General features: G+C 69.5%; 20 protein-coding genes. 15 read left to right on the top strand and 5 right to left on the bottom strand.

Translation table 11 applies throughout. The annotated features are described in order from the left end of the window. Positions 1-3: 3 nt before the first annotated feature. Positions 4-315: a phosphopantetheine-binding protein gene (locus AC07Q9_RS08845; protein ID WP_062482694.1), complete on the bottom strand. Its 312-nt coding sequence runs from the start codon at positions 313-315 to the stop codon at positions 4-6. A 102-nt stretch (positions 316-417) separates the two neighbouring features. Between AC07Q9_RS08845 and AC07Q9_RS08840 the strand changes: the two genes are divergently transcribed. Beyond that, complete coding sequence (locus AC07Q9_RS08840; RefSeq protein WP_495308798.1) at positions 418-1,929, top strand: helicase HerA-like C-terminal domain-containing protein; 1,512 nt, start codon at positions 418-420, stop codon at positions 1,927-1,929. A 15-nt stretch (positions 1,930-1,944) separates the two neighbouring features. Here the strand turns inward: AC07Q9_RS08840 and AC07Q9_RS08835 are convergent, their stop codons facing one another. Beyond that, the gene (locus AC07Q9_RS08835; protein WP_495308796.1) at positions 1,945-2,586 is read right to left on the bottom strand and encodes an NrsF family protein; all 642 of its coding nucleotides are present in this window, start codon (positions 2,584-2,586) and stop codon (positions 1,945-1,947) included. Next, a complete protein-coding gene (locus AC07Q9_RS08830; RefSeq protein ID WP_495308794.1) occupies positions 2,583-3,167 on the bottom strand; it encodes a sigma-70 family RNA polymerase sigma factor in 585 nt (194 codons plus the stop codon). Before AC07Q9_RS08830 ends, AC07Q9_RS08835 begins: the two co-directional genes overlap by 4 nt. An 86-nt stretch (positions 3,168-3,253) precedes the next feature. On the opposite strand from AC07Q9_RS08830, the gene AC07Q9_RS08825 reads away from it, so the two are divergent. From AC07Q9_RS08825 to AC07Q9_RS08760, 14 genes are all read left to right on the top strand, one after another. After that, on the top strand, positions 3,254-3,673 hold the full coding sequence (locus AC07Q9_RS08825) for a hypothetical protein (protein ID WP_495308792.1): 420 nt from the start codon (positions 3,254-3,256) through the stop codon (positions 3,671-3,673). Between the two features lie 14 nt (positions 3,674-3,687). Continuing rightward, the gene (locus AC07Q9_RS08820) at positions 3,688-4,155 is read left to right on the top strand and encodes a DUF6152 family protein (protein WP_495308790.1); all 468 of its coding nucleotides are present in this window, start codon (positions 3,688-3,690) and stop codon (positions 4,153-4,155) included. An 82-nt stretch (positions 4,156-4,237) separates the two neighbouring features. Next, positions 4,238-5,563 carry a GTP cyclohydrolase II gene (locus tag AC07Q9_RS08815; RefSeq protein ID WP_495308787.1) on the top strand — a complete coding sequence of 442 codons (1,326 nt, stop codon included), beginning with the start codon at positions 4,238-4,240 and terminating at the stop codon, positions 5,561-5,563. Then, positions 5,560-6,963, top strand: a complete 1,404-nt coding sequence (locus AC07Q9_RS08810) for a URC4/urg3 family protein (protein WP_495308785.1) — start codon at positions 5,560-5,562, stop codon at positions 6,961-6,963. The genes AC07Q9_RS08815 and AC07Q9_RS08810 overlap by 4 nt, the downstream gene beginning before the upstream one ends. A 50-nt stretch (positions 6,964-7,013) precedes the next feature. Further along, entirely contained in the window at positions 7,014-7,643 is a 630-nt protein-coding gene (upp, locus tag AC07Q9_RS08805) for a uracil phosphoribosyltransferase (protein WP_307635808.1), read from the top strand. 190 nt (positions 7,644-7,833) lie between these two features. Next, the gene (locus tag AC07Q9_RS08800) at positions 7,834-8,835 is read left to right on the top strand and encodes a BMP family protein (protein ID WP_495308783.1); all 1,002 of its coding nucleotides are present in this window, start codon (positions 7,834-7,836) and stop codon (positions 8,833-8,835) included. An 8-nt stretch (positions 8,836-8,843) separates the two neighbouring features. Next, positions 8,844-9,794 carry a 5'-methylthioadenosine/S-adenosylhomocysteine nucleosidase gene (locus tag AC07Q9_RS08795; RefSeq protein ID WP_495308780.1) on the top strand — a complete coding sequence of 317 codons (951 nt, stop codon included), beginning with the start codon at positions 8,844-8,846 and terminating at the stop codon, positions 9,792-9,794. After that, complete coding sequence (locus AC07Q9_RS08790; protein WP_495308778.1) at positions 9,785-10,531, top strand: alpha/beta fold hydrolase; 747 nt, start codon at positions 9,785-9,787, stop codon at positions 10,529-10,531. Before AC07Q9_RS08795 ends, AC07Q9_RS08790 begins: the two co-directional genes overlap by 10 nt. Then, positions 10,528-12,117 (top strand): ABC transporter ATP-binding protein, encoded by a 1,590-nt coding sequence (locus AC07Q9_RS08785; RefSeq protein ID WP_144004379.1) that lies wholly within the window; start codon positions 10,528-10,530, stop codon positions 12,115-12,117. The genes AC07Q9_RS08790 and AC07Q9_RS08785 overlap by 4 nt, the downstream gene beginning before the upstream one ends. Beyond that, the gene (locus AC07Q9_RS08780; RefSeq protein ID WP_495309948.1) at positions 12,117-13,181 is read left to right on the top strand and encodes an ABC transporter permease; all 1,065 of its coding nucleotides are present in this window, start codon (positions 12,117-12,119) and stop codon (positions 13,179-13,181) included. The genes AC07Q9_RS08785 and AC07Q9_RS08780 overlap by 1 nt, the downstream gene beginning before the upstream one ends. 130 nt (positions 13,182-13,311) lie before the next feature. Continuing rightward, positions 13,312-14,235 carry an ABC transporter permease gene (locus tag AC07Q9_RS08775; RefSeq protein ID WP_062477785.1) on the top strand — a complete coding sequence of 308 codons (924 nt, stop codon included), beginning with the start codon at positions 13,312-13,314 and terminating at the stop codon, positions 14,233-14,235. A gap of 7 nt (positions 14,236-14,242) precedes the next feature. Next, positions 14,243-14,707, top strand: a complete 465-nt coding sequence (locus tag AC07Q9_RS08770; RefSeq protein WP_495308775.1) for a hypothetical protein — start codon at positions 14,243-14,245, stop codon at positions 14,705-14,707. A 27-nt stretch (positions 14,708-14,734) separates the two neighbouring features. Beyond that, on the top strand, positions 14,735-16,015 hold the full coding sequence (locus AC07Q9_RS08765; protein WP_495308773.1) for an amidohydrolase family protein: 1,281 nt from the start codon (positions 14,735-14,737) through the stop codon (positions 16,013-16,015). A gap of 71 nt (positions 16,016-16,086) precedes the next feature. Beyond that, positions 16,087-16,596, top strand: coding sequence for a DinB family protein (locus tag AC07Q9_RS08760; RefSeq protein WP_062477792.1), 510 nt, complete (start codon positions 16,087-16,089; stop codon positions 16,594-16,596). 1 nt (position 16,597) lies between these two features. Here the strand turns inward: AC07Q9_RS08760 and AC07Q9_RS08755 are convergent, their stop codons facing one another. Together AC07Q9_RS08755 and AC07Q9_RS08750 are read right to left on the bottom strand one after the other, a co-directional pair. Then, on the bottom strand, positions 16,598-17,089 hold the full coding sequence (locus AC07Q9_RS08755) for a RidA family protein (protein WP_062477794.1): 492 nt from the start codon (positions 17,087-17,089) through the stop codon (positions 16,598-16,600). 86 nt (positions 17,090-17,175) lie between these two features. After that, positions 17,176-17,496: a non-heme iron oxygenase ferredoxin subunit gene (locus tag AC07Q9_RS08750; protein ID WP_056580656.1), complete on the bottom strand. Its 321-nt coding sequence runs from the start codon at positions 17,494-17,496 to the stop codon at positions 17,176-17,178. Positions 17,497-17,502 lie beyond the last annotated feature (6 nt).

The following is a 17,502-nucleotide window of genomic DNA, read 5'->3' as shown; positions in this document are numbered from 1 at the left end:
GGATCAGGTGGCGCTGCGGTGCTCGGCGACGTGGGTCGCGAGCGTACGCAGCGACTGGAAAATCTGCTGGTTGCGCTCGTCGTCCGAGCGCAGCTGGAAACCATAGCGGCGCGAAACTTCGAGCGCGACTTCGAGGATGTCGATGGAGTCGAGGCCCAGACCTTCGCCGTACAGCGGGTCGGTGGGCACGATCTCTTCAGGTGCGACCTCGAGATTGAGCGCGTTCACGAGCAACACGGCCAGCTCTTTTTCGATCGGCGACTGTTCGGATGCATCGCCAGTGGCGGGAATGGGGGGCTGAGCAGTCGATGACAAAAAAACCTCCTGAACTTTTTTCCTGAACGACCGTGCGGGGTCGTGAATTATAGGAGTGGCGGTTGATTAGACTGCGCGCTTCGATACGACCCGGAGCGCCCCATGGCCGACCCCCTTCTGATCGCACGCCACGACACCATCGAGTGCACCCTCCTGCCCGGCCTTGCCAACCGCCACGGCCTGATCACCGGCGCCACCGGCACCGGCAAGACAGTCACGCTCCAGACCATCGCCGAACAACTGTCGAACATCGGCGTGCCGGTGTTCATGGCCGACGTCAAGGGCGACCTGACGGGCATCAGCCAGAAAGGCGCCGTCGGCGAAAAGCTGGCCGCCACGCTCAAGGAACGCGGCATCGACGTGCCCGAGCCCGCTGCCTGCCCCGTCACGCTGTGGGACGTGTTCGGCGAACAGGGCCACCCGGTGCGCGCCACCATCTCCGACATGGGCCCGCTGCTGCTGGGCCGCATGCTCGACGTGAACGAAACCCAGGCCGGCGTGCTGAACCTGGTGTTCAAGATCGCCGACGACAGCGGCATGCTGCTGCTCGACCTGAAAGACCTGCGCGCCATGCTGCAGTACGTGGGCGAGAACGCGAGCCAGTTCACCACCGAGTACGGCAACATCAGCGCCGCCAGCGTGGGCGCCATCCAGCGCGGCCTGCTGCAGATCGAGACCCAGGGCGGCGACAAGTTCTTCGGCGAGCCGATGCTCAACATCTCCGACTTCATGCAGACGGTGGGCGGCAAGGGGGTGGTGAACATCCTGGCGGCCGACAAGCTCATGAACTCGCCGCGCCTGTACGCCACCTTCCTGCTGTGGATGCTGTCGGAGCTGTTCGAGCAACTGCCCGAAATCGGCGACCCCGACCAGCCCAAGCTGGCCTTCTTCTTCGACGAGGCCCACCTGCTGTTCAACGAGGCGCCCAAGGCGCTGGTGGAACGCATCGAACTCGTGGTGCGGCTGGTGCGCTCCAAGGGCGTCGGCGTGTATTTCGTCACGCAAAACCCGCTGGACATTCCCGATTCGGTGCTGGCCCAGCTGGGCAACCGGGTGCAGCACGCGCTGCGTGCCTTCACCCCGCGCGACCAGAAGGCCGTGAAGGCCGCCGCCAGCACCATGCGCCAGAAGCCCGGCCTGGACATCGAGACCGCCATCACCGAACTCGCCGTGGGCGAGGCGCTGGTGAGCTTCCTGGACGCCAAGGGCCGCCCCAGCATCACCGAGCGCGTGTACGTGCTGCCGCCGGGCAGCCAGCTCGGCCCGATCACGCCCGAGCAGCGCAAGGCGCTGATCGCGGGCTCGCTGGTGGCGGGCGTGTACGAGAAGACGGTCGACCGCGAATCGGCCTATGAAAAGCTCAAGGGCCGCGCCGAGAGCGCGCCCGACGCACCGGCCGCCGGCGCCAAGGGCGGGGCCGCCGCGGAAGAATCGTCCGGCATGGGCGGCATGCTCAACGACATGCTCTTCGGCAGCACCGGCCCGCGCGGCGGCAAGCGCGACGGCCTCGTGCAGACCATGGCCAAGTCGGCGGTGCGCACCATGGGCACGTCGGTGGGCAAGGAGATCCTGCGCGGCGTGCTGGGCGGGATCTTCGGCAGCAAGAAGCGCTAAGAGAAAGCGGCCGCGCTACCAGCGCAGCAGGCGCGGCCCCAGTGCCGCGCCCAGCAGCACCGGCACCGCGATCCCGCTCACGTACCAGACCGCGAGGAACGGCGCGGTCAGCTCCATGCAGTGCAGCGCGTAGACCGACGCGCCCACGCCGCCGGCCAGCGCGCCGGCCGCGGCCCCGGCCAGCGCGGGCCGCGTCGGTGCCAGCCCGCGCAGTGCCACGAAGGTGGCCGCGAACACCGGCAGCGCCATGAAGCCGATGCTCAGGGCGCAGATGCGCCACGACTGCCCCATCAGCGAGGGCATGCGCTCCTCGACGGGCAGCGCGAACCAGGCGAACGCCGCCAGTCCCCAGATTCCCAGCACCGGCAGCACCCCGACCCACCATGCGTGGCGCACCCGCACGCCGGGCCGGGCCAGCCGCTGCACCGTCACGAAGGCCGCCGCCGCGATGCACAGCGGAAACAGCACCTTGACCCAGAACATCGGCCAGAACATCGCCTGCACCAGGTCGCCCCGCAGCCCGTACTCGCCGAACAGGATCACGAAGGACAGCGGCAGCGCGGCCAGCACCGCCAGCCCGATGCGCCCACTGGCGCTGCGCCGCGGCACCGCCACCTCGCCGGCGGCCAGCAGGTTCACGAGGTCGTCGGTCTTCATGGCGCGGCGCCTCCCCCGAACTTCGCGGCCAGGGCCTTCAGGCCCCGGTGGATGCCGACCTTCACCGCCGACTCCGACATGCCCGTGAGGCTCGCCGTCTCGGCCACCGAGAGGCCTTCGATCTTCACGTGCACGATGGGCAGGCGCTGGCGTTCGGGCAGGGTCTGCAGCAGACCGCCGAGGTCGCGCTTCGCATCGCTGGCCTCGGTGGCGGAATCGGCGAACACGGCGAGGTCATCGTCCAGCGGGTCATGCAGGTCTTCGCGGACCGACTTCGCGCGCAGCAAATCGATCATCTTGTAGCGCGCAATGGCATGCACCCAGGCCGTCAACGGCTGGTCGCTCTGGTAGGTGTGGCGCTGGTTGTGCATGGCGAGCAGGCATTCCTGGACGAGGTCTTCCACTTCATCGGGCCAGCCGAACAGGCGCTTGCCCAGAAAAGCGCGCAGGTGCGCGCTCAGTTTCTGCAGGAACTCGCGGTACGCGCCGGCGTCGCCATCGAGGCCGCGAAGGAACAGGCGGCGCAAGGCCACTTCCGCGTCGCTCGGTATCGTCCTGCTGCCTACGGTGTTTCGTGCCATCGGGCCGGCCGGTTACAGCCTGGTGGAAAAAGATTGCAAGGGATTGTGCCGCGCCCCCGCAGCGAGGCTTGCGCTAAGCTGCCCCCATGCTGGCCGGACTCGTCTCGCACCCCTGGGCCTATCCGGCGCTGGAGGCGGCGCACATCGTGGGCATCGCGCTGCTGTTCGGCGGCCTGCTGGTGTTCGAGCTGCGCGCCCTGGGCCTGGCCCGCGAGTTGCCGGCGCCGCTGCTGGCGCGCCTCACGCTGCGCCCTGCCCTGGTGGGCTTCGGCCTGTGCGCGCTGACCGGCCTGACCATGTTCGCAAGCCAGCCGGGCGAGTTGCTGAGCAACACGGCCTTTCGCGTCAAGCTGCTGCTGATCCTGCTGGCCGGCCTCAACGCCGCCTGGTTCCACCTGCGCGGCGACATCGGCGGGCAGAGCGGGTTCGCCAGGTTTCAATGCCTCCTGTCCTTGGGGTTTTGGCTCGCTGTCATCATCTGCGGGCGCTGGATTGCCTATGTCTGACCAAGGAGAACGCGATGCTGCATCGACGCATGTTCCTGACCGGCTCGATCGCACTGGCCCTGCCCGCCTGGGCCCACCACGGCTGGAGCAGTTTTGACCAGGAGCGCCCGCTGTACGTGGAAGGCCGCGCCACCAAGGTCAGCTGGCGCAATCCGCACGGCGAACTGGAGATCGAGTTGCCCGAGAACCTCGCGCTGCCGCCCGACCTGAAGCAGCGCGTGCTGCCCAAACAGAGCGCAACGGTGGATGGCCCGGCGCTGCTGGCCAAGGCGCAGCTGCCGACGCGGCGCGACCGCCAATGGCAGGTCGAGCTGGCCCCGCTCACGCGGCTGCAGGCCTGGGGCGTCGAGGAGATCAAGCCCGGCACGCCGGTGGCGGTGCTCGGCTTCACCTTCACGGGAGAGAAAGGCGACGCGGTGCTGCGCGCCGAGTACCTGTTCGTGCACGGCAAGACCTACGGCCTGCGCTCGTCGCCTGCCTGAATGCCAGTGCGGCCAGGCCGCGCGGGCCCTCGCTTGCCAGCCGCACAAGTGCTCGGTACATTGCATTTTTTGAGGGCCTCAAATGTCCGCAGACAGTACCGCGATCCCTTCCGCCTTGCCGACAGCGACTGGCGCGAGCCCGACGCAGAACCCTCCGCTTCATCCCTCGTCCTCGACCGGCCACATCCGCCTGACCTCGCATGCCGGCGGCTTTGGCGCCCTGCCCATCCATTGGAGCGCGGCCACCGCTGTCGAGCGTGGCCCCGTGGTCGGCACGACCACCAAGCGAGCACACCGCAATGTCATCGGCACGCACAGCGGCTCGTACAGCGTGTACCGCGCACTCGCCGTGGCGGCCGGCGCTCTGAAGCGCGAACACAAGGCCGACCTCACCAACACCGCGCCCACCGACGTCATCGGCCCCTATCCGCAGTGGAGCGAGCCGGGGCGCATCGTCTCGCTCGACCCCTGGGGCGCGCTGGTGGCCGACGTGTTTTCCGCCGAACTCGCGGCCGGCTACGACATCCGCCCGACCATCGCGATCACCAAGGCCCACGTGATCCTGCCCGAGGTGATCGAGGCGCTGCAAAGCGGGCGCCTGAAGGCCGACGGCCATTTCCTCACCACGGGCGGCGCCGCGATGGTGACCAAGGCGGCCATCGAACCCGTGTGGTACCTGCCCGAGGTGGCGCGACGCTTCGGTTGCTCCGAGACCGACCTGCGCCGCACGCTGTTCGAGGAGACCGGCGGCATGTACCCCGAACTGGTCACGCGCTCCGACCTGGAGGTGTTTTTGCCGCCCATCGGCGGGCAGACGCTCTACATCTTCGGCAACCCGCGCGACCTGTCCAACCCCGACGTGGAACTCACCGCGCGCATCCACGACGAGTGCAACGGCTCCGACGTGTTCGGCTCCGACATCTGCACCTGCCGCCCCTACCTCACGCACGCGATCGAAGAATGCATCCAGGGCGCGCAGCGCGGCGGCGTGGGCCTCATCGCCTACTCGCGCAAGGAGGGCCGCGCGCTCGGCGAGGTGACCAAGTTCCTCGTCTACAACGCCCGCAAGCGCCAGGTGGGCGGCGACACGGCCGACCAGTATTTCGCGCGCACCGAGTGCGTGGCCGGCGTGCAGGACATGCGCTTCCAGGAGCTGATGCCCGACGTCTTCCACTGGCTGGGCATCAAGAAAATCCACCGCCTCGTGTCGATGAGCAACATGAAGTTCGACGCCATCACCGGCTCGGGCATCGAGATCGGCGAGCGCGTGAACATTCCCGACGCACTGATCCCGGCCGACGCCCGCGTCGAGATGGACGCCAAGATGGCGGCCGGCTACTTCACCCCCGGCCCGGTGCCGGACGCAGAAGAACTGAAAAAGGCCAAGGGCCGGGGATTGAGCGAGTGAGCCGAAGCACCGACATCGACCTGCCCGCCGACGGTTCCGGCAGCCTGCGCCCCGGCGGCGCGGGCAATGTCGATCCGTCGATCGAGTTCACGCCCGACACCGGCCACCCGGCCGGCGCCGCCAGCCTGCTGCGCACCACCGCCGCCATCCGCCAGCGTGCCGGCGCCCTGCTGGCCCGCGCGCGCCGCGGCGAATCGCAGTGGTTCCGTATCGGCAGCGACGACGCGCTCGAAGACGCGGCGCGCACCGTGGCCGAGGTCACGCGCGAGCGCTACCCCTGGGACACCATCCCGTACCACAGCCGCTGGCGCCACTTCGAGGCCGGCGGCGTCGACCGCCGCCAGCAACTCGACGCCTTGCTCGGCAAGGGCCTCGATGCCCGCCAGCGCGCCCGCGCCCACATCGACCTCACGCTGGTGAGCGTGCTGCTCGACGCCGGCGCCGGCCCGACCTGGCACTACACCGAACCGGCCACCGGCCTGCGCTTCACGCGCTCCGAAGGACTGGGCGTGGCGTGCTTCCATGCGTTCACCAGCGGGCTCTTCTCGTCCGACCCCGACCATCCGCTGCAGGCCGACGCCGCCGGCCTGCGCGGCCTCGTGACCGACCGGCTGGGCGACGCCTTCCAGGTGAGCGAGGTCAACCCGCTGGTCGGCCTCGCGGGCCGCGCCACGCTGCTGCGCCGGCTCGGCGAGGCCATGAACGAACAGCCCGAGACCTTCGGCGACGACGGGCGGCCGGGCCGCCTGTTCGATGCGCTGGTCGGCCCCTTCGGCCCGGCCGCACCGCCCACCGCCGAGATCACCGCGCACCAGATCCTGTCGCTGCTGCTCGACACGCTGTCGCGCATCTGGCCTTCGGCCAACGCCATCGACAGCATCGCGGCCGACGGCAGCGACAACGCGGGCGGCATCGGATCGGGCGACCCGGCTTTTGCGCTGGGCGACTGCTGGCGCCACAGCGCCGTCACCGGCCCCGGGCTCACCAACGGCTGGATGCCGTTCCACAAGCTGTCGCAGTGGCTCACCTACTCGCTGCTCGAACCTTTTGAATGGGCCGGCGTGAAGGTGCGGCATCTCGACGCGCTCACCGCCCTGCCCGAATACCGCAACGGCGGCCTGCTGATCGACAGCGGCGTGATCGTGCCGCGCGAGGCGGCCTTTCTCACCCGCCGCTGGAAGGCCGGCGACGAGTTCATCGTCGAATGGCGCGCCCTCACCGTGGCGCTGCTCGACGAAATCGCGCCGCGCGTGCGCAAGGTGCTCGACCGCACCGAAGAAGAGCTGCCTTTGGCCTGCGTGCTCGAAGGCGGCACCTGGGCCGCGGGCCGGGTGCTGGCACAGCGTTTGCGTGACGGTGCGCCACCGCTGCAGATCGAGAGCGACGGCACCGTCTTCTAGTCTTTTAGACTCTCCTGTTTTCCGCAACGGCACACCAAAAGAAGACTCCAATGAGCAACGTCCACCTCGTCGACCACCCCCTCGTCCAGCACAAGCTCACGCTGATGCGCCGCAAGGACGCCTCCACCAACAGCTTTCGCCGGCTTTTGAACGAAATCAGCATGCTGATGGCCTACGAGGTCACGCGCGACATGCCGATGCAGGACATCGAGGTCGAGACCCCGCTCGAAACCATGCAGGCCAAGGTCATCGACGGCAAGAAGGTGGTGCTGGTGTCGATCCTGCGCGCCGGCACCGGCATCCTGGACGGCATGCTCACAGTGGTGCCGGGCGCGCGCGTCGGCCACATCGGCCTGTACCGCGACCCCAAGACGCTCACGGCCGTCGAGTACTACTTCAAGATGCCTGGCGAGATGGAGAACCGCGACGTGATCGTGGTCGACCCCATGCTGGCCACTGGCAACTCGGCCGTGGCCGCGGTCGAGCGGTTGAAGGAACTCAACCCCAAGTCGATCAAGTTCGTCTGCCTGCTGACCTGCCCCGAAGGCGTGGCCACCATGCAGAAGGCGCACCCGGACGTGCCGATCTACACCGCCGCGATCGACCGCGAGCTGGACAGCCACGGCTACATCCTGCCGGGCCTGGGCGACGCCGGCGACCGCATCTTCGGCACGAAGTAAGGCTCGCCCCCAGGCTTCGCGCACTTCGTGTCGCTGCTCCTTCCCCCTACCGGGGGCAACACCTGAGGCCCGGCGAAGCCAGTTCCTCGGTGTTTGCTGGAAGGGAGCCTGCCGCGAGCGGCCGGCTCGATTCGGTGGGTGGGCATGGGGATTGCAGGGCTGGTTCTTTCATTTCATCGAGGAGAAGACCGTGACAGCACGCCGTCAATTGATCGTTCGTTCCATCGCCGTTGCCGCAGCGCTTGCGGCGGGCGCCCCGGGCCTTGCGCTCGCGCAGGCCAAGCTCAAGGTGGCTGCCGTGTACACGGTGCCGTTCGAGCAGCAATGGGTGGGCCGCATCCACAAGGCGCTGAAGGCGGCCGAGGCGCGTGGGGAGATCGAATACAAGGCCACCGAGAACGTGAGCAATGCCGACTACGAGCGCGTGATGCGCGAGTACGCCACGGGCGGCAACCAGCTGATCCTGGGTGAGGTGTTCGGGGTGGAAGCGGCGGCGCGCAAGGTCGCGAAAGACTTTCCCAAGGTGGCGTTCCTCATGGGCTCGTCGCTGAAGCCGCAGGCGCCCAACTTCTCGGTGTTCGACAACTACATCCAGGAGCCGGCCTACCTCAGCGGCATGGTCGCGGGCGGGATGACCAAGAGCAACCGCATCGGCATGGTCGGCGGTTTCCCGATTCCCGAGGTGAACCGGCTCATGAACGCGTTCATGGCGGGCGCGAAGGAAACGAATCCGAAGGTGGAGTTCAGCGTGAGCTTCATCAACAGCTGGTTCGACCCGCCGAAGGCCAAGGAAGCGGCCTTCGCGATGATCGACAAGGGCGCCGACATCATGTACGCCGAGCGCTTCGGCGTGTCGGACGCGGCCAAGGAAAAGGGCAAGCTCGCCATCGGCAACGTGATCGACACGCAGGCCCAGTACCCCGACACGGTGGTGGCCTCGGCGCTGTGGAACTTCGAGCCCTCGGCCGACCGCGCGATCAAGCTCGTGAAGGAAGGCAAGTTCGCCGCCGAGGACTACGGCGTGTACTCGCACATGAAGCACAAGGGCTCCGAGCTCGCCCCGCTGGGCACCTTCGAGAAGAAGGTGCAGGCCGACGTCGTGGCCAAGGTGAAGGCCAAGCAGGCCGACATTCTTGCGGGCAAGTTCACCGTGAAGGTGGACGACGCACAACCCAAGTCGACGGCCAAGTGAAAAAGCCGATGACGACGGTCCGCTGGCGTTCCCTCCTCGCGGCCGGCGTGCTGGCCGTGGGCCTGTCGGGCTGCGTCGGCGTCTACAAGGGCACCGGCGCCAGCATCAACAGCAGCACGCGGCTGGACGACACGCCGCGCCTGGCCGTGATCTCGGCCTTCGAGCCCGAGCTCAAGCTGCTGCTCACGCGCCTGCAAGGCCCCCGCAAACACAGCGTGAACGGCGTCGAGTTCACCACCGGCACGCTCGAAGGCAAGCCCGTGGTGCTGTTCCTCTCGGGCATCAGCATGACGAACGCGACCATGAACACGCAGCTCGTGCTCAACCGCTTTCGTATCAGCGGCATCGTGTTCAGCGGCATCGCGGGCGGCGTGAACCCGTCGCTGCACGTGGGCGACGTGACGGTGCCGGCCCAGTGGGGCCAGTACCTCGAGGTGCTCATGGCGCGCGAGACCGCGCCCGGCACGTACCGCGCGCCGCCCTTCATCACCGACGCCACGCTGCCCAACTTCGGCATGAACTTCCCGCGCCCGGTCGAGGTGCGCTCGGCGGCCAAGCCGGGCATCGAGCGCAAGTTCTGGTTCGCGGCCGATCCGAAGATGCTCGAGGTGGCGCGCAGCATCCGCAATGTCGACCTGGCGAACTGCGGCGCCGGCAAATGCCTGCCGCGCAAGCCGCAGCTGGTGGTGGGCGGCAACGGCGTGTCGGGCCAGGCCTTCATGGACAACAAGGCGTACCGCGAATACACCTACAAGACCTTCCAGGCCAACGTGCTCGACATGGAAACCGCCGCCGTGGGCATGGTCGCCTACAGCAACGGCGTGCCCTACATCGCCTTCCGCTCGCTCAGCGACCTCGCGGGCGGCGGCGACGGCGAGAACGAGATGGGCACCTTCATGAGCATCGCGGCCGACAACTCGGCCAAGGTCATGCTGGCCTTCCTGGCCGCGTGGAAGTGACGGTGGCGCCCGGGCGCCTGCCGCGTCTTGTGTTGCTGCCGGGCATGGACGGCACCGGCGATCTCTTCGCACCGCTGACGCAGGCCCTGGGGCCGCAGGCCGCCATCGACGTCGTGCGCTACCCGGGCCGCCAGGTGCTGGGCTACGACGAACTCGAGCCGCTGGTGCGTGCGCAACTGCCGACGCAGCAGCCCTTCGTGCTGCTCGGCGAATCGTTTTCCGGGCCGCTGGCCATTTCCCTCGCGGCCTCGCGTCCTCCGGGGCTGCGCGGCCTCATCCTGTGCTGCAGCTTCGCGCGCCGGCCCGCGCCCGGCCTGGCGCTGATGCGCGCGGGCCTGCTCGACCTGTCGATGCGCCTGCTGCATTCGAAGCTCATGCGCGCGCCGATGCGACACCTGCTGCTGGGCGGCTCGGCGTCGCCGCAGCTGTCGGACATGCTCCAGGCTTCGCTGAAGCAGGTGTCGGTCGCGGTCATGACCCACCGCATGAAGGAAGTGCAGCGCGTCGACGTGCGCGACAAGCTGCCGCGGGTCGGCGTGCCCGCCATGTACCTGCAGGCGCTGCAGGACCGCGTGGTGCCGCGCCGCGCGGTGGCCGCCCTTCAGCGCGGGCTGTCGGCGTTGCACCTGGTGCAGCTCGACGGCCCCCACGGCCTGCTGCAGGCCTCGCCCGCCGCCTCCGCGCGGGCCATCGAGAATTTCTGCCGCGACCTGCCGTCGCCACCTGTTTGCCCATGAACCCCACCGTGCTTCGCCTCCAGGGCATCACCAAGCGTTTCGGCCCGCTCGTGGCCAACGACGCCATCTCCCTCGACCTGCAGGCCGGCGAAGTGCTCGCGCTGCTGGGAGAGAACGGCGCCGGCAAGTCGACGCTGATGTCGATCCTGTTCGGCCACTACGTCGCCGACGAAGGCCGCATCGAAGTCTTCGGCTCGCCCCTGCCGCCCGGCAACCCCAAGGCCGCGCTGGCCGCCGGCGTGGGCATGGTGCACCAGCACTTCACGCTGGCCGACAACCTCAGCGTGCTCGACAACGTGACGATGGGCACCGAGCCGCTGTGGCGCCCGGTCTCGCGCCGCGCGGCGGCCCGTGCGCGGTTGCTCGAAGTGGCCCAGCGCTTCGGCTTGCCGGTGCAGCCCGACGCGACCATCGGCAGCCTCTCGGTGGGCGAGCGCCAGCGCGTGGAAATCCTCAAGGCGCTGTACCGCGGCGCGCGCATCCTGATCCTCGACGAACCCACGGCCGTGCTTACGCCGCAGGAGAGCGAGGCGCTGTTCGCCACGCTCGCGCAGATGGTGGCGCAGGGCCTGTCGGTCATCTTCATCAGCCACAAGCTCGGCGAGGTGCTGCGCGTGTCGCAACGCATCGCGGTGCTGCGCGGCGGCAAGCTGGTCGCCGAGGCGCGCACGGCCGACACCACGCAGGCGCAGCTCGCGCTGTGGATGGTCGGCCACGCGGTCGAGGCGCCGCAGCGCCGGCCCGCGAAGTCGGTGGGCGACGCGGTGTGCGTGCTCGACCACGTGAGCACCGCGTCCGCCAAGGACGGCGGGCAGGACCGCCTGCGCGAGGTGTCGCTCACGCTGCGCGCGGGGGAAATCACCGCCATTGCCGGCGTTTCGGGCAACGGCCAGGTCGCGCTGGCCGAGCTGCTGAGCGGCACGCGCCGCGCCGTCTCCGGCAGCGCGCAGTTCATGGGCCGCGCGCTGCCGCCCTCGCCCGCCCGGCTGGTGCAGCGCGGCGTGGCGCGCATCCCCGAAGACCGGCACGCGGTCGGCGTGGTCGGCGACTTGCCGGTGTGGGAGAACGCCGTGTCCGAGCGGCTGCGCAGCCCTGTCTTTTCGCGCTGGTCGTTCATCGTCCGGCGTGCGGCCGCACGGCTCCATGCCCGGCGCATCGAGAAAGCCTTCGACGTGCGCGGTGCCGGCCTGATGTCGCCGGCCCGTTCGCTCTCGGGCGGCAACATGCAGAAACTGATCCTGGGGCGGGCGCTGCTGGCGCCTGAGCAAGTGGAACAAGACACCGACAACAAGAAGTACCCGAACCGCGCCCCGCGCCTCATCGTCGCGCACCAGCCGACCTGGGGCCTGGACATCGGCGCCGTCGCCTACGTGCAGCAGCAGCTCATTGCCGCGCGCGATGCCGGCGCGGCGGTGCTCGTCATTTCCGACGACCTCGACGAAGTGCTCGCGCTCGGCGACCGCGTGGCCGTGATGCACGGCGGCCACCTCGGCGAAGCGCGCCCGGCCGCGGCCTGGACGCGCGAGGCCATCGGCCTGGCGATGGCCGGCGCCACGGCGCCGCAACGCCCGGGAGCCGCCGCATGATGCGCCTCGAACGACGCCACGAAAGCTCGCGCGCCGCGCTGGTGCTGGCCCCCATCGGCGCGGTCGTGTTCACGCTGCTGGTGAGCGCGCTGCTCGTGCGCTGGGCCGGCGCGCCGGTCGGGCGCACCTACGCGCTGCTGCTGCAGGGCGGCTTCGACTCGGTGTTCGCGTGGAGCGAGACGCTGACGCGGGCCATTCCGCTCATCCTCACCGGCCTGGCCGCCACGGTCGCGTTCAAGGCGCGGCTCTTCAACATCGGCGCCGAGGGGCAGCTGTTCGCGGGCGCACTCGCCGCCGTGGCTGTGGGCGGCATGCATGGCGGCACAGGCTTCGAACTGTCGCCGTGGGTGCTGTTCCCGCTGATGATGCTGGCCGCTGCGGTGGCCGGCGCGCTGATGCTGCTGGGCCCGGCGCTCATGAAGAACAAGCTCGGCGTCGACGAAGTGGTCACCACGCTGCTCATCAACTTCATCGTGCTGCTGGGCGTGTCGGCGCTGCTCGACGGGCCGATGAAAGACCCGACGGCGATGGGCTGGCCGCAGAGCGTGTCGCTGCAATCCGACCTCGAGCTGGGCAAGCTCATCGCGCAGACGCGCGTGCACACCGGGCTGCTGTGGGCGGTGTCGCTCGCGGTGATCGTGTGGGCGATCTTCAAGTACACGGTGCTGGGTTTCGACATCCGCGCCGTGGGCGCCAATGCGCGTGCCGCCGCCTTCGCCGGCGTGCCGGTGACGCGCACCGTCGTGATGGTGGCGCTGCTCTCGGGCGCACTGGCCGGGCTGGCCGGCGCCATCGAGGTGGCGGGCCGCACGAGCTACGTCACGCTCGACATGTCGCCGGGCTATGGCTACACGGGCATCGTGATCGCGATGCTCGCCGGGCTGCACCCGCTGGGCGTGATCGCCGCTGGCGTGTTCGTGGCCGGCGTGCTGGTCGGCGCCGACACCATGAGCCGCGCCGTGGGCGTGCCGACCTACATCGCCGACGTGATCGTCGCGGCCTCGCTGATCGCGGTGCTGGTGGCGACGCTGCTCACGCAGTATCGGGTGAGGATGACCAAATGACGGCGCCCATGACCTCGGTCTTGCCCCTTCCCCTCCCGGGGGAAGGCTGGGATGGGGGCATCGGCTCCCACAGCGAGCGCCGCGTGCCCCCACCCCGGCCCTCCCCCGGAAGGGGAGGGAGAAACTCCCCATGACCGACCTGCTCGACATTCTTTCCAACCCCGCCTTCTGGGTCGCGGTGCTGCGCATCGCCACGCCGCTCATTTTGGGCACGCTGGGCGTGCTGCTGTGCGAGCGCGCGGGCGTGCTCAACCTCGGCATCGAGGGGATCATGGTCGCGGGTGCCTTCACCGGCTGGCTCGCGGTGTATGCCGGCGCGCCGCTGTGGGCCGGCGTCGGCGTGGCCGCGCTCACGGGCATGGTGTTCGGGTTGCTGCATGCCTTTCTGACCGTCGGGCTCGCGCTGTCGCAGCACGTCTCGGGGCTGGGCATCACGCTGCTGGCCACGGCGCTGAGCTACTTCGGCTACCGCGTGAGTTTTCCGAAGGTGAACACGCCGCCGACCATCACGCCCTTCGCGCCGATGGACTGGCTGCCCGTGCCCATCCTCGGCGCGCAGACCGCGCTCACGCTGTTCGCGCTGCTGCTGGTGCCGGCGGTGGCCTGGGTGCTGTACCGCACGCCGCTCGGCCTGGCGCTGCGCATGGTGGGCGAGAACCCGCAGGCGGCCGAGAGCCAGGGCGTGTCGGTCGCGGCCACGCGCACCGGCGCCATCGTGGCGGGCTCGGCGCTGATGGGCGTGGCGGGCGCGTTCCTCACGCTGTCGGCCTTCAACGCCTTCTTCTTCAACATGGTGAACGGGCGCGGCTGGATCTGCGTGGCGTTGGTGGTGTTCGCCTCGTGGCGGCCCGGCAAGGCCCTGCTCGGCGCGTTGCTGTTCGCGTTCTTCGACGCGCTGCAGCTGCGGCTGCAACAATCGGGCGATGCCGTGCTGCCTTACCAGCTGTACCTGATGCTGCCCTACCTGCTGTCGATCCTGGCGCTGGTGCTGGTGGCGCGCAAGGCCAGCTACCCGCAGGCGCTGATGAAACCCTACCGCAAGGGAGAACGCTGACATGCCGATGACGCGGCCTCGCCTTTGTCGCCTGGTGGCCACCGCGCTGCTCGCCCTGGCCGGCAGCGGCGCCCACGCCCTCGGCGCCGACTACGGCCCCGAGCGCTTCGCCACCCACGACGCCGTCACCTGGGTGCAGACCTGCGGCACCTGGGGCCCCGACCACCACGGCACCTACCGCGTAATCCACGCCGAAGCCTTCGCGCAGTCGTTCCTCTATGTGCAGTGGATGGCGCGCGGCGAGGCCGACCGCAACTACAGCCTGTACGCCGTGCACACGACCGCCATCGCCGAGCTCGACAACGACCACGCGGAAATCTCCCTGAGCGAACTCACCTGCCGCGCCACGCCGCGCGGCATCGTGGTGACGGCCAAGGCCGACTCGGGGCACGGCGACAAGCTGCGCCGCGTGACCATCGAGGTCGGGCCGGCCGCAGGGCAATACCGCTTCCGCGCGCAGCGCACGCGCTGAGCGCCCCTCAAGAAAAACACCCCACCGATGCTCGACCTCCTCATCACCAACGCCACCCTCCCCGACGGCCGCACCGGCATGTCGGTTGCCGTGCAGGACGGCCGCATCGCCGAAGTCACGCCCGGCCTGGCCGCGCCCGCGCATGAAACGCTCGACGCCCAGGGCCTGCTGCTCGCGCCGCATTTCGTCGACCCACACTTCCACATGGACGCCACGCTGAGCTACGGCCAGCCGCGCGTCAACCAGAGCGGCACGCTGCTCGAAGGCATCGCACTGTGGGGCGAGCTCAAGCCGCTGCTCACGGCCGATGCGCTCATCGAACGCGCGCTCGCCTACTGCGACTGGGCCGTGGCCAAGGGCCTGCTGGCGATCCGCTCGCACGTGGACACGAGCGACCCCAGCCTGCTCGCGGTCGACGCGCTGCTCGAGGTGAAGCGCCAGGTGGCGCCCTACATCGACCTGCAGCTGGTGGCCTTTCCACAAGACGGCGTGCTGCGCTCGCCGGGCGGCCTCGACAACCTCACGCGCGCGCTCGACAAGGGCGTGGACGTGGTCGGCGGCATTCCGCATTTCGAGCGCACCATGGCCGACGGCGCGGCCAGCGTGAAGCTGCTGTGCGAGCTGGCGGCCGAGCGCGGCAAGCTGGTCGACATGCACTGCGACGAGTCGGACGACCCGCTCTCGCGCCACATCGAGACCCTGGCCGCCGAAACGCTGCGCCTGGGCCTACAGGGCCGCGTGACGGGCTCGCACTGCACGTCGATGCACTCGATGGACAACTACTACGTGAGCAAGCTGCTGCCGCTCATTGCCGAGAGCGGCGTGAGCGTGGTGTCGAATCCGCTCATCAACATCACGCTGCAGGGCCGCCACGACAGCTACCCCAAGCGCCGCGGCATGACGCGCGTGCCCGAGCTGCTGGCGGCCGGCGTGAACGTCGCCTTCGGCCACGACTGCGTGATGGACCCGTGGTACGGCATGGGCTCGGGCGACATGCTCGAGGTGGCCCACATGGGCCTGCACGTGGCGCAGATGACCGGCCAGGCCGGCATCCACCAGTGCTTCGAGGCCGTGACCACGCGCGCGGCGCGCGTGATGCACCTGGACGGCTACGGCCTGGAAGCCGGCTGCGACGCCAGCTTCGTGCTGCTGCAGGCGCGCGACCCGGTCGAGGCCATCCGCCTGCGCGCGACGCGGCTCAAGGTGTTCCGCAAGGGCCGGCTGCTGGCCGAGACGCCCGCGGCCACCGCCGCGCTGCACCTGCCGGGACGAGGCGACCGCACGCGCTGGATGCTCGGCGAGCGCTGACCCGGCGGCGGCTGGACAGGCGCCGCGCCTGCCGCGAACATCCGGGTTCCCCGACGACAAGGACACCCGACATGAGCGCCCCACCCCTGCTGCGCACGCTGTTCCAGTACCACGCGTGGGCCAACGACGAGCTGCTGGACCGCATGGCCAGCCTCGACCCCGTGCAGCACGCCGACGCCCGGCATGCCGCGATCCGCGTGGTCAACCATGCCCACGTGGTGAACCGGATCTTCGCGGGCCACCTCACGGGCACGCCGCACGGCTTCACCGACGACAACACGCCCGAAACGCCCACGCTGGCCGACCTGCGCGCGGCCGTGGCCGAGTCCGACCGCTGGTACCTCGCCTACCTGGACACGCTCACGCCGGCGCTGCTGGCCGAGCCGCTGCCCTTCGTGTTCACCGACGGCGACAAGGGCCGCATGACGCGCGAAGAAATGCTGGCCCACGTCGTGACGCACAACGGCTACCACCGGGGCGAAGCCGGCCGGCTGCTCGCGCAATGCGCGGTGCGCCCGCCGCGCGACACGCTGGCGGTGCACCTGCACCGCAGCGAGCCCGCGCGCCGCGAACGCTCCTAGGTCAGGCGGCGTGGGTCGTGGCGACCGTCATCTCGACCTCGACCGTCGCGTTCTTCGGCAGCGCATAGACGCCGACCGCCGTGCGCACATGCACGCCGGCCTCGCCGAACACGCGGTGCAGCAGGTCGGACGCGGCATCGGCCACCTCGCTCTGCTGCGTGAAGTCGGCCGTGCACTGCACGAACACGCCCACGCGCAGCACCTTCTCGACCGCATCGAGCGAGCCGAGGGCGCGGCGCAGCAGCGCGAGGCTGCGCAGCGCGCAGATCTGGGCGCCTTCGCGCGCGGTGTCGAGCGACACGGCATCGCCCACGCGGCCGGTGACGACCACCGTGGTGCCCACGCGCGGCACCTGGCCGCTGAGGTAGACGGTGCGGCCGTCGCGCACCAACGGCACGTAGTGGCCGCCGGCCAGGATCTCGCCGTCGAAGCGGTGGCCCAGTTCGGCGGCAATCAGGTCGGCGATCTGGTCGCGGCTGTGTGGTTCTGTCATCGGATGTCCAGGAAAACGGGCCTCGATTGTCGCCAACCGATCGGGCGCGAACAGAGACAGATTGCCATCGCTAGAGGCAGAACAGTTCAGCCTTCGAACGCCAGGAACACCCGCCCGCCCTCGATCTTCACCGGGTAGGTGCGCAGGTCTTCGGTGAGCGGCGCGCACATGGCCTTGCCGCTGCGCACGTCGAAGCGGCCCTGATGCAGCGGGCATTCGATTTCGTGGCCTTCCAGGAAACCGTCGCACAGCCGCGCATGGCCGTGCGTGCAGATGTTGTCGGTGGCGTGGATGCCGTCGTCGGTGCCGTACAGCGCGATGTCGCGCCCCTGCACCTCGATGCCGACCACGTCGTCGGCGGGAACGTCGTCGACCGCCGCAGCGTCGACCCAGGTCATCGTGCTCATCGTGGG

Source organism: Variovorax sp. GW821-FHT09A10 (assembly GCF_059418385.1).
The sequence above is the reverse complement of the archived record's forward strand: the minus strand, read 5'-3'. Positions and strand labels throughout refer to the sequence as shown.

What these genes read in the sequence shown, in the direction of transcription:
- AC07Q9_RS08835 (WP_495308796.1), bottom strand. Translation starts at nt 2,586, where the DNA reads ATGAAGACCGACGACCTCGTGAACCTGCTGGCCGCCGGCGAGGTGGCG.
- AC07Q9_RS08820 (WP_495308790.1), top strand. Translation starts at nt 3,688, where the DNA reads ATGCTGCATCGACGCATGTTCCTGACCGGCTCGATCGCACTGGCCCTG.
- AC07Q9_RS08770 (WP_495308775.1), top strand. Translation starts at nt 14,243, where the DNA reads ATGACGCGGCCTCGCCTTTGTCGCCTGGTGGCCACCGCGCTGCTCGCC.
- AC07Q9_RS08840 (WP_495308798.1), top strand. Translation starts at nt 418, where the DNA reads ATGGCCGACCCCCTTCTGATCGCACGCCACGACACCATCGAGTGCACC.
- AC07Q9_RS08775 (WP_062477785.1), top strand. Translation starts at nt 13,312, where the DNA reads ATGACCGACCTGCTCGACATTCTTTCCAACCCCGCCTTCTGGGTCGCG.
- AC07Q9_RS08760 (WP_062477792.1), top strand. Translation starts at nt 16,087, where the DNA reads ATGAGCGCCCCACCCCTGCTGCGCACGCTGTTCCAGTACCACGCGTGG.
- AC07Q9_RS08750 (WP_056580656.1), bottom strand. Translation starts at nt 17,496, where the DNA reads ATGAGCACGATGACCTGGGTCGACGCTGCGGCGGTCGACGACGTTCCC.
- AC07Q9_RS08795 (WP_495308780.1), top strand. Translation starts at nt 8,844, where the DNA reads ATGACGACGGTCCGCTGGCGTTCCCTCCTCGCGGCCGGCGTGCTGGCC.
- AC07Q9_RS08830 (WP_495308794.1), bottom strand. Translation starts at nt 3,167, where the DNA reads ATGGCACGAAACACCGTAGGCAGCAGGACGATACCGAGCGACGCGGAA.
- AC07Q9_RS08780 (WP_495309948.1), top strand. Translation starts at nt 12,117, where the DNA reads ATGCGCCTCGAACGACGCCACGAAAGCTCGCGCGCCGCGCTGGTGCTG.
- AC07Q9_RS08825 (WP_495308792.1), top strand. Translation starts at nt 3,254, where the DNA reads ATGCTGGCCGGACTCGTCTCGCACCCCTGGGCCTATCCGGCGCTGGAG.
- upp (WP_307635808.1), top strand. Translation starts at nt 7,014, where the DNA reads ATGAGCAACGTCCACCTCGTCGACCACCCCCTCGTCCAGCACAAGCTC.
- AC07Q9_RS08815 (WP_495308787.1), top strand. Translation starts at nt 4,238, where the DNA reads ATGTCCGCAGACAGTACCGCGATCCCTTCCGCCTTGCCGACAGCGACT.
- AC07Q9_RS08765 (WP_495308773.1), top strand. Translation starts at nt 14,735, where the DNA reads ATGCTCGACCTCCTCATCACCAACGCCACCCTCCCCGACGGCCGCACC.
- AC07Q9_RS08785 (WP_144004379.1), top strand. Translation starts at nt 10,528, where the DNA reads ATGAACCCCACCGTGCTTCGCCTCCAGGGCATCACCAAGCGTTTCGGC.
- AC07Q9_RS08755 (WP_062477794.1), bottom strand. Translation starts at nt 17,089, where the DNA reads ATGACAGAACCACACAGCCGCGACCAGATCGCCGACCTGATTGCCGCC.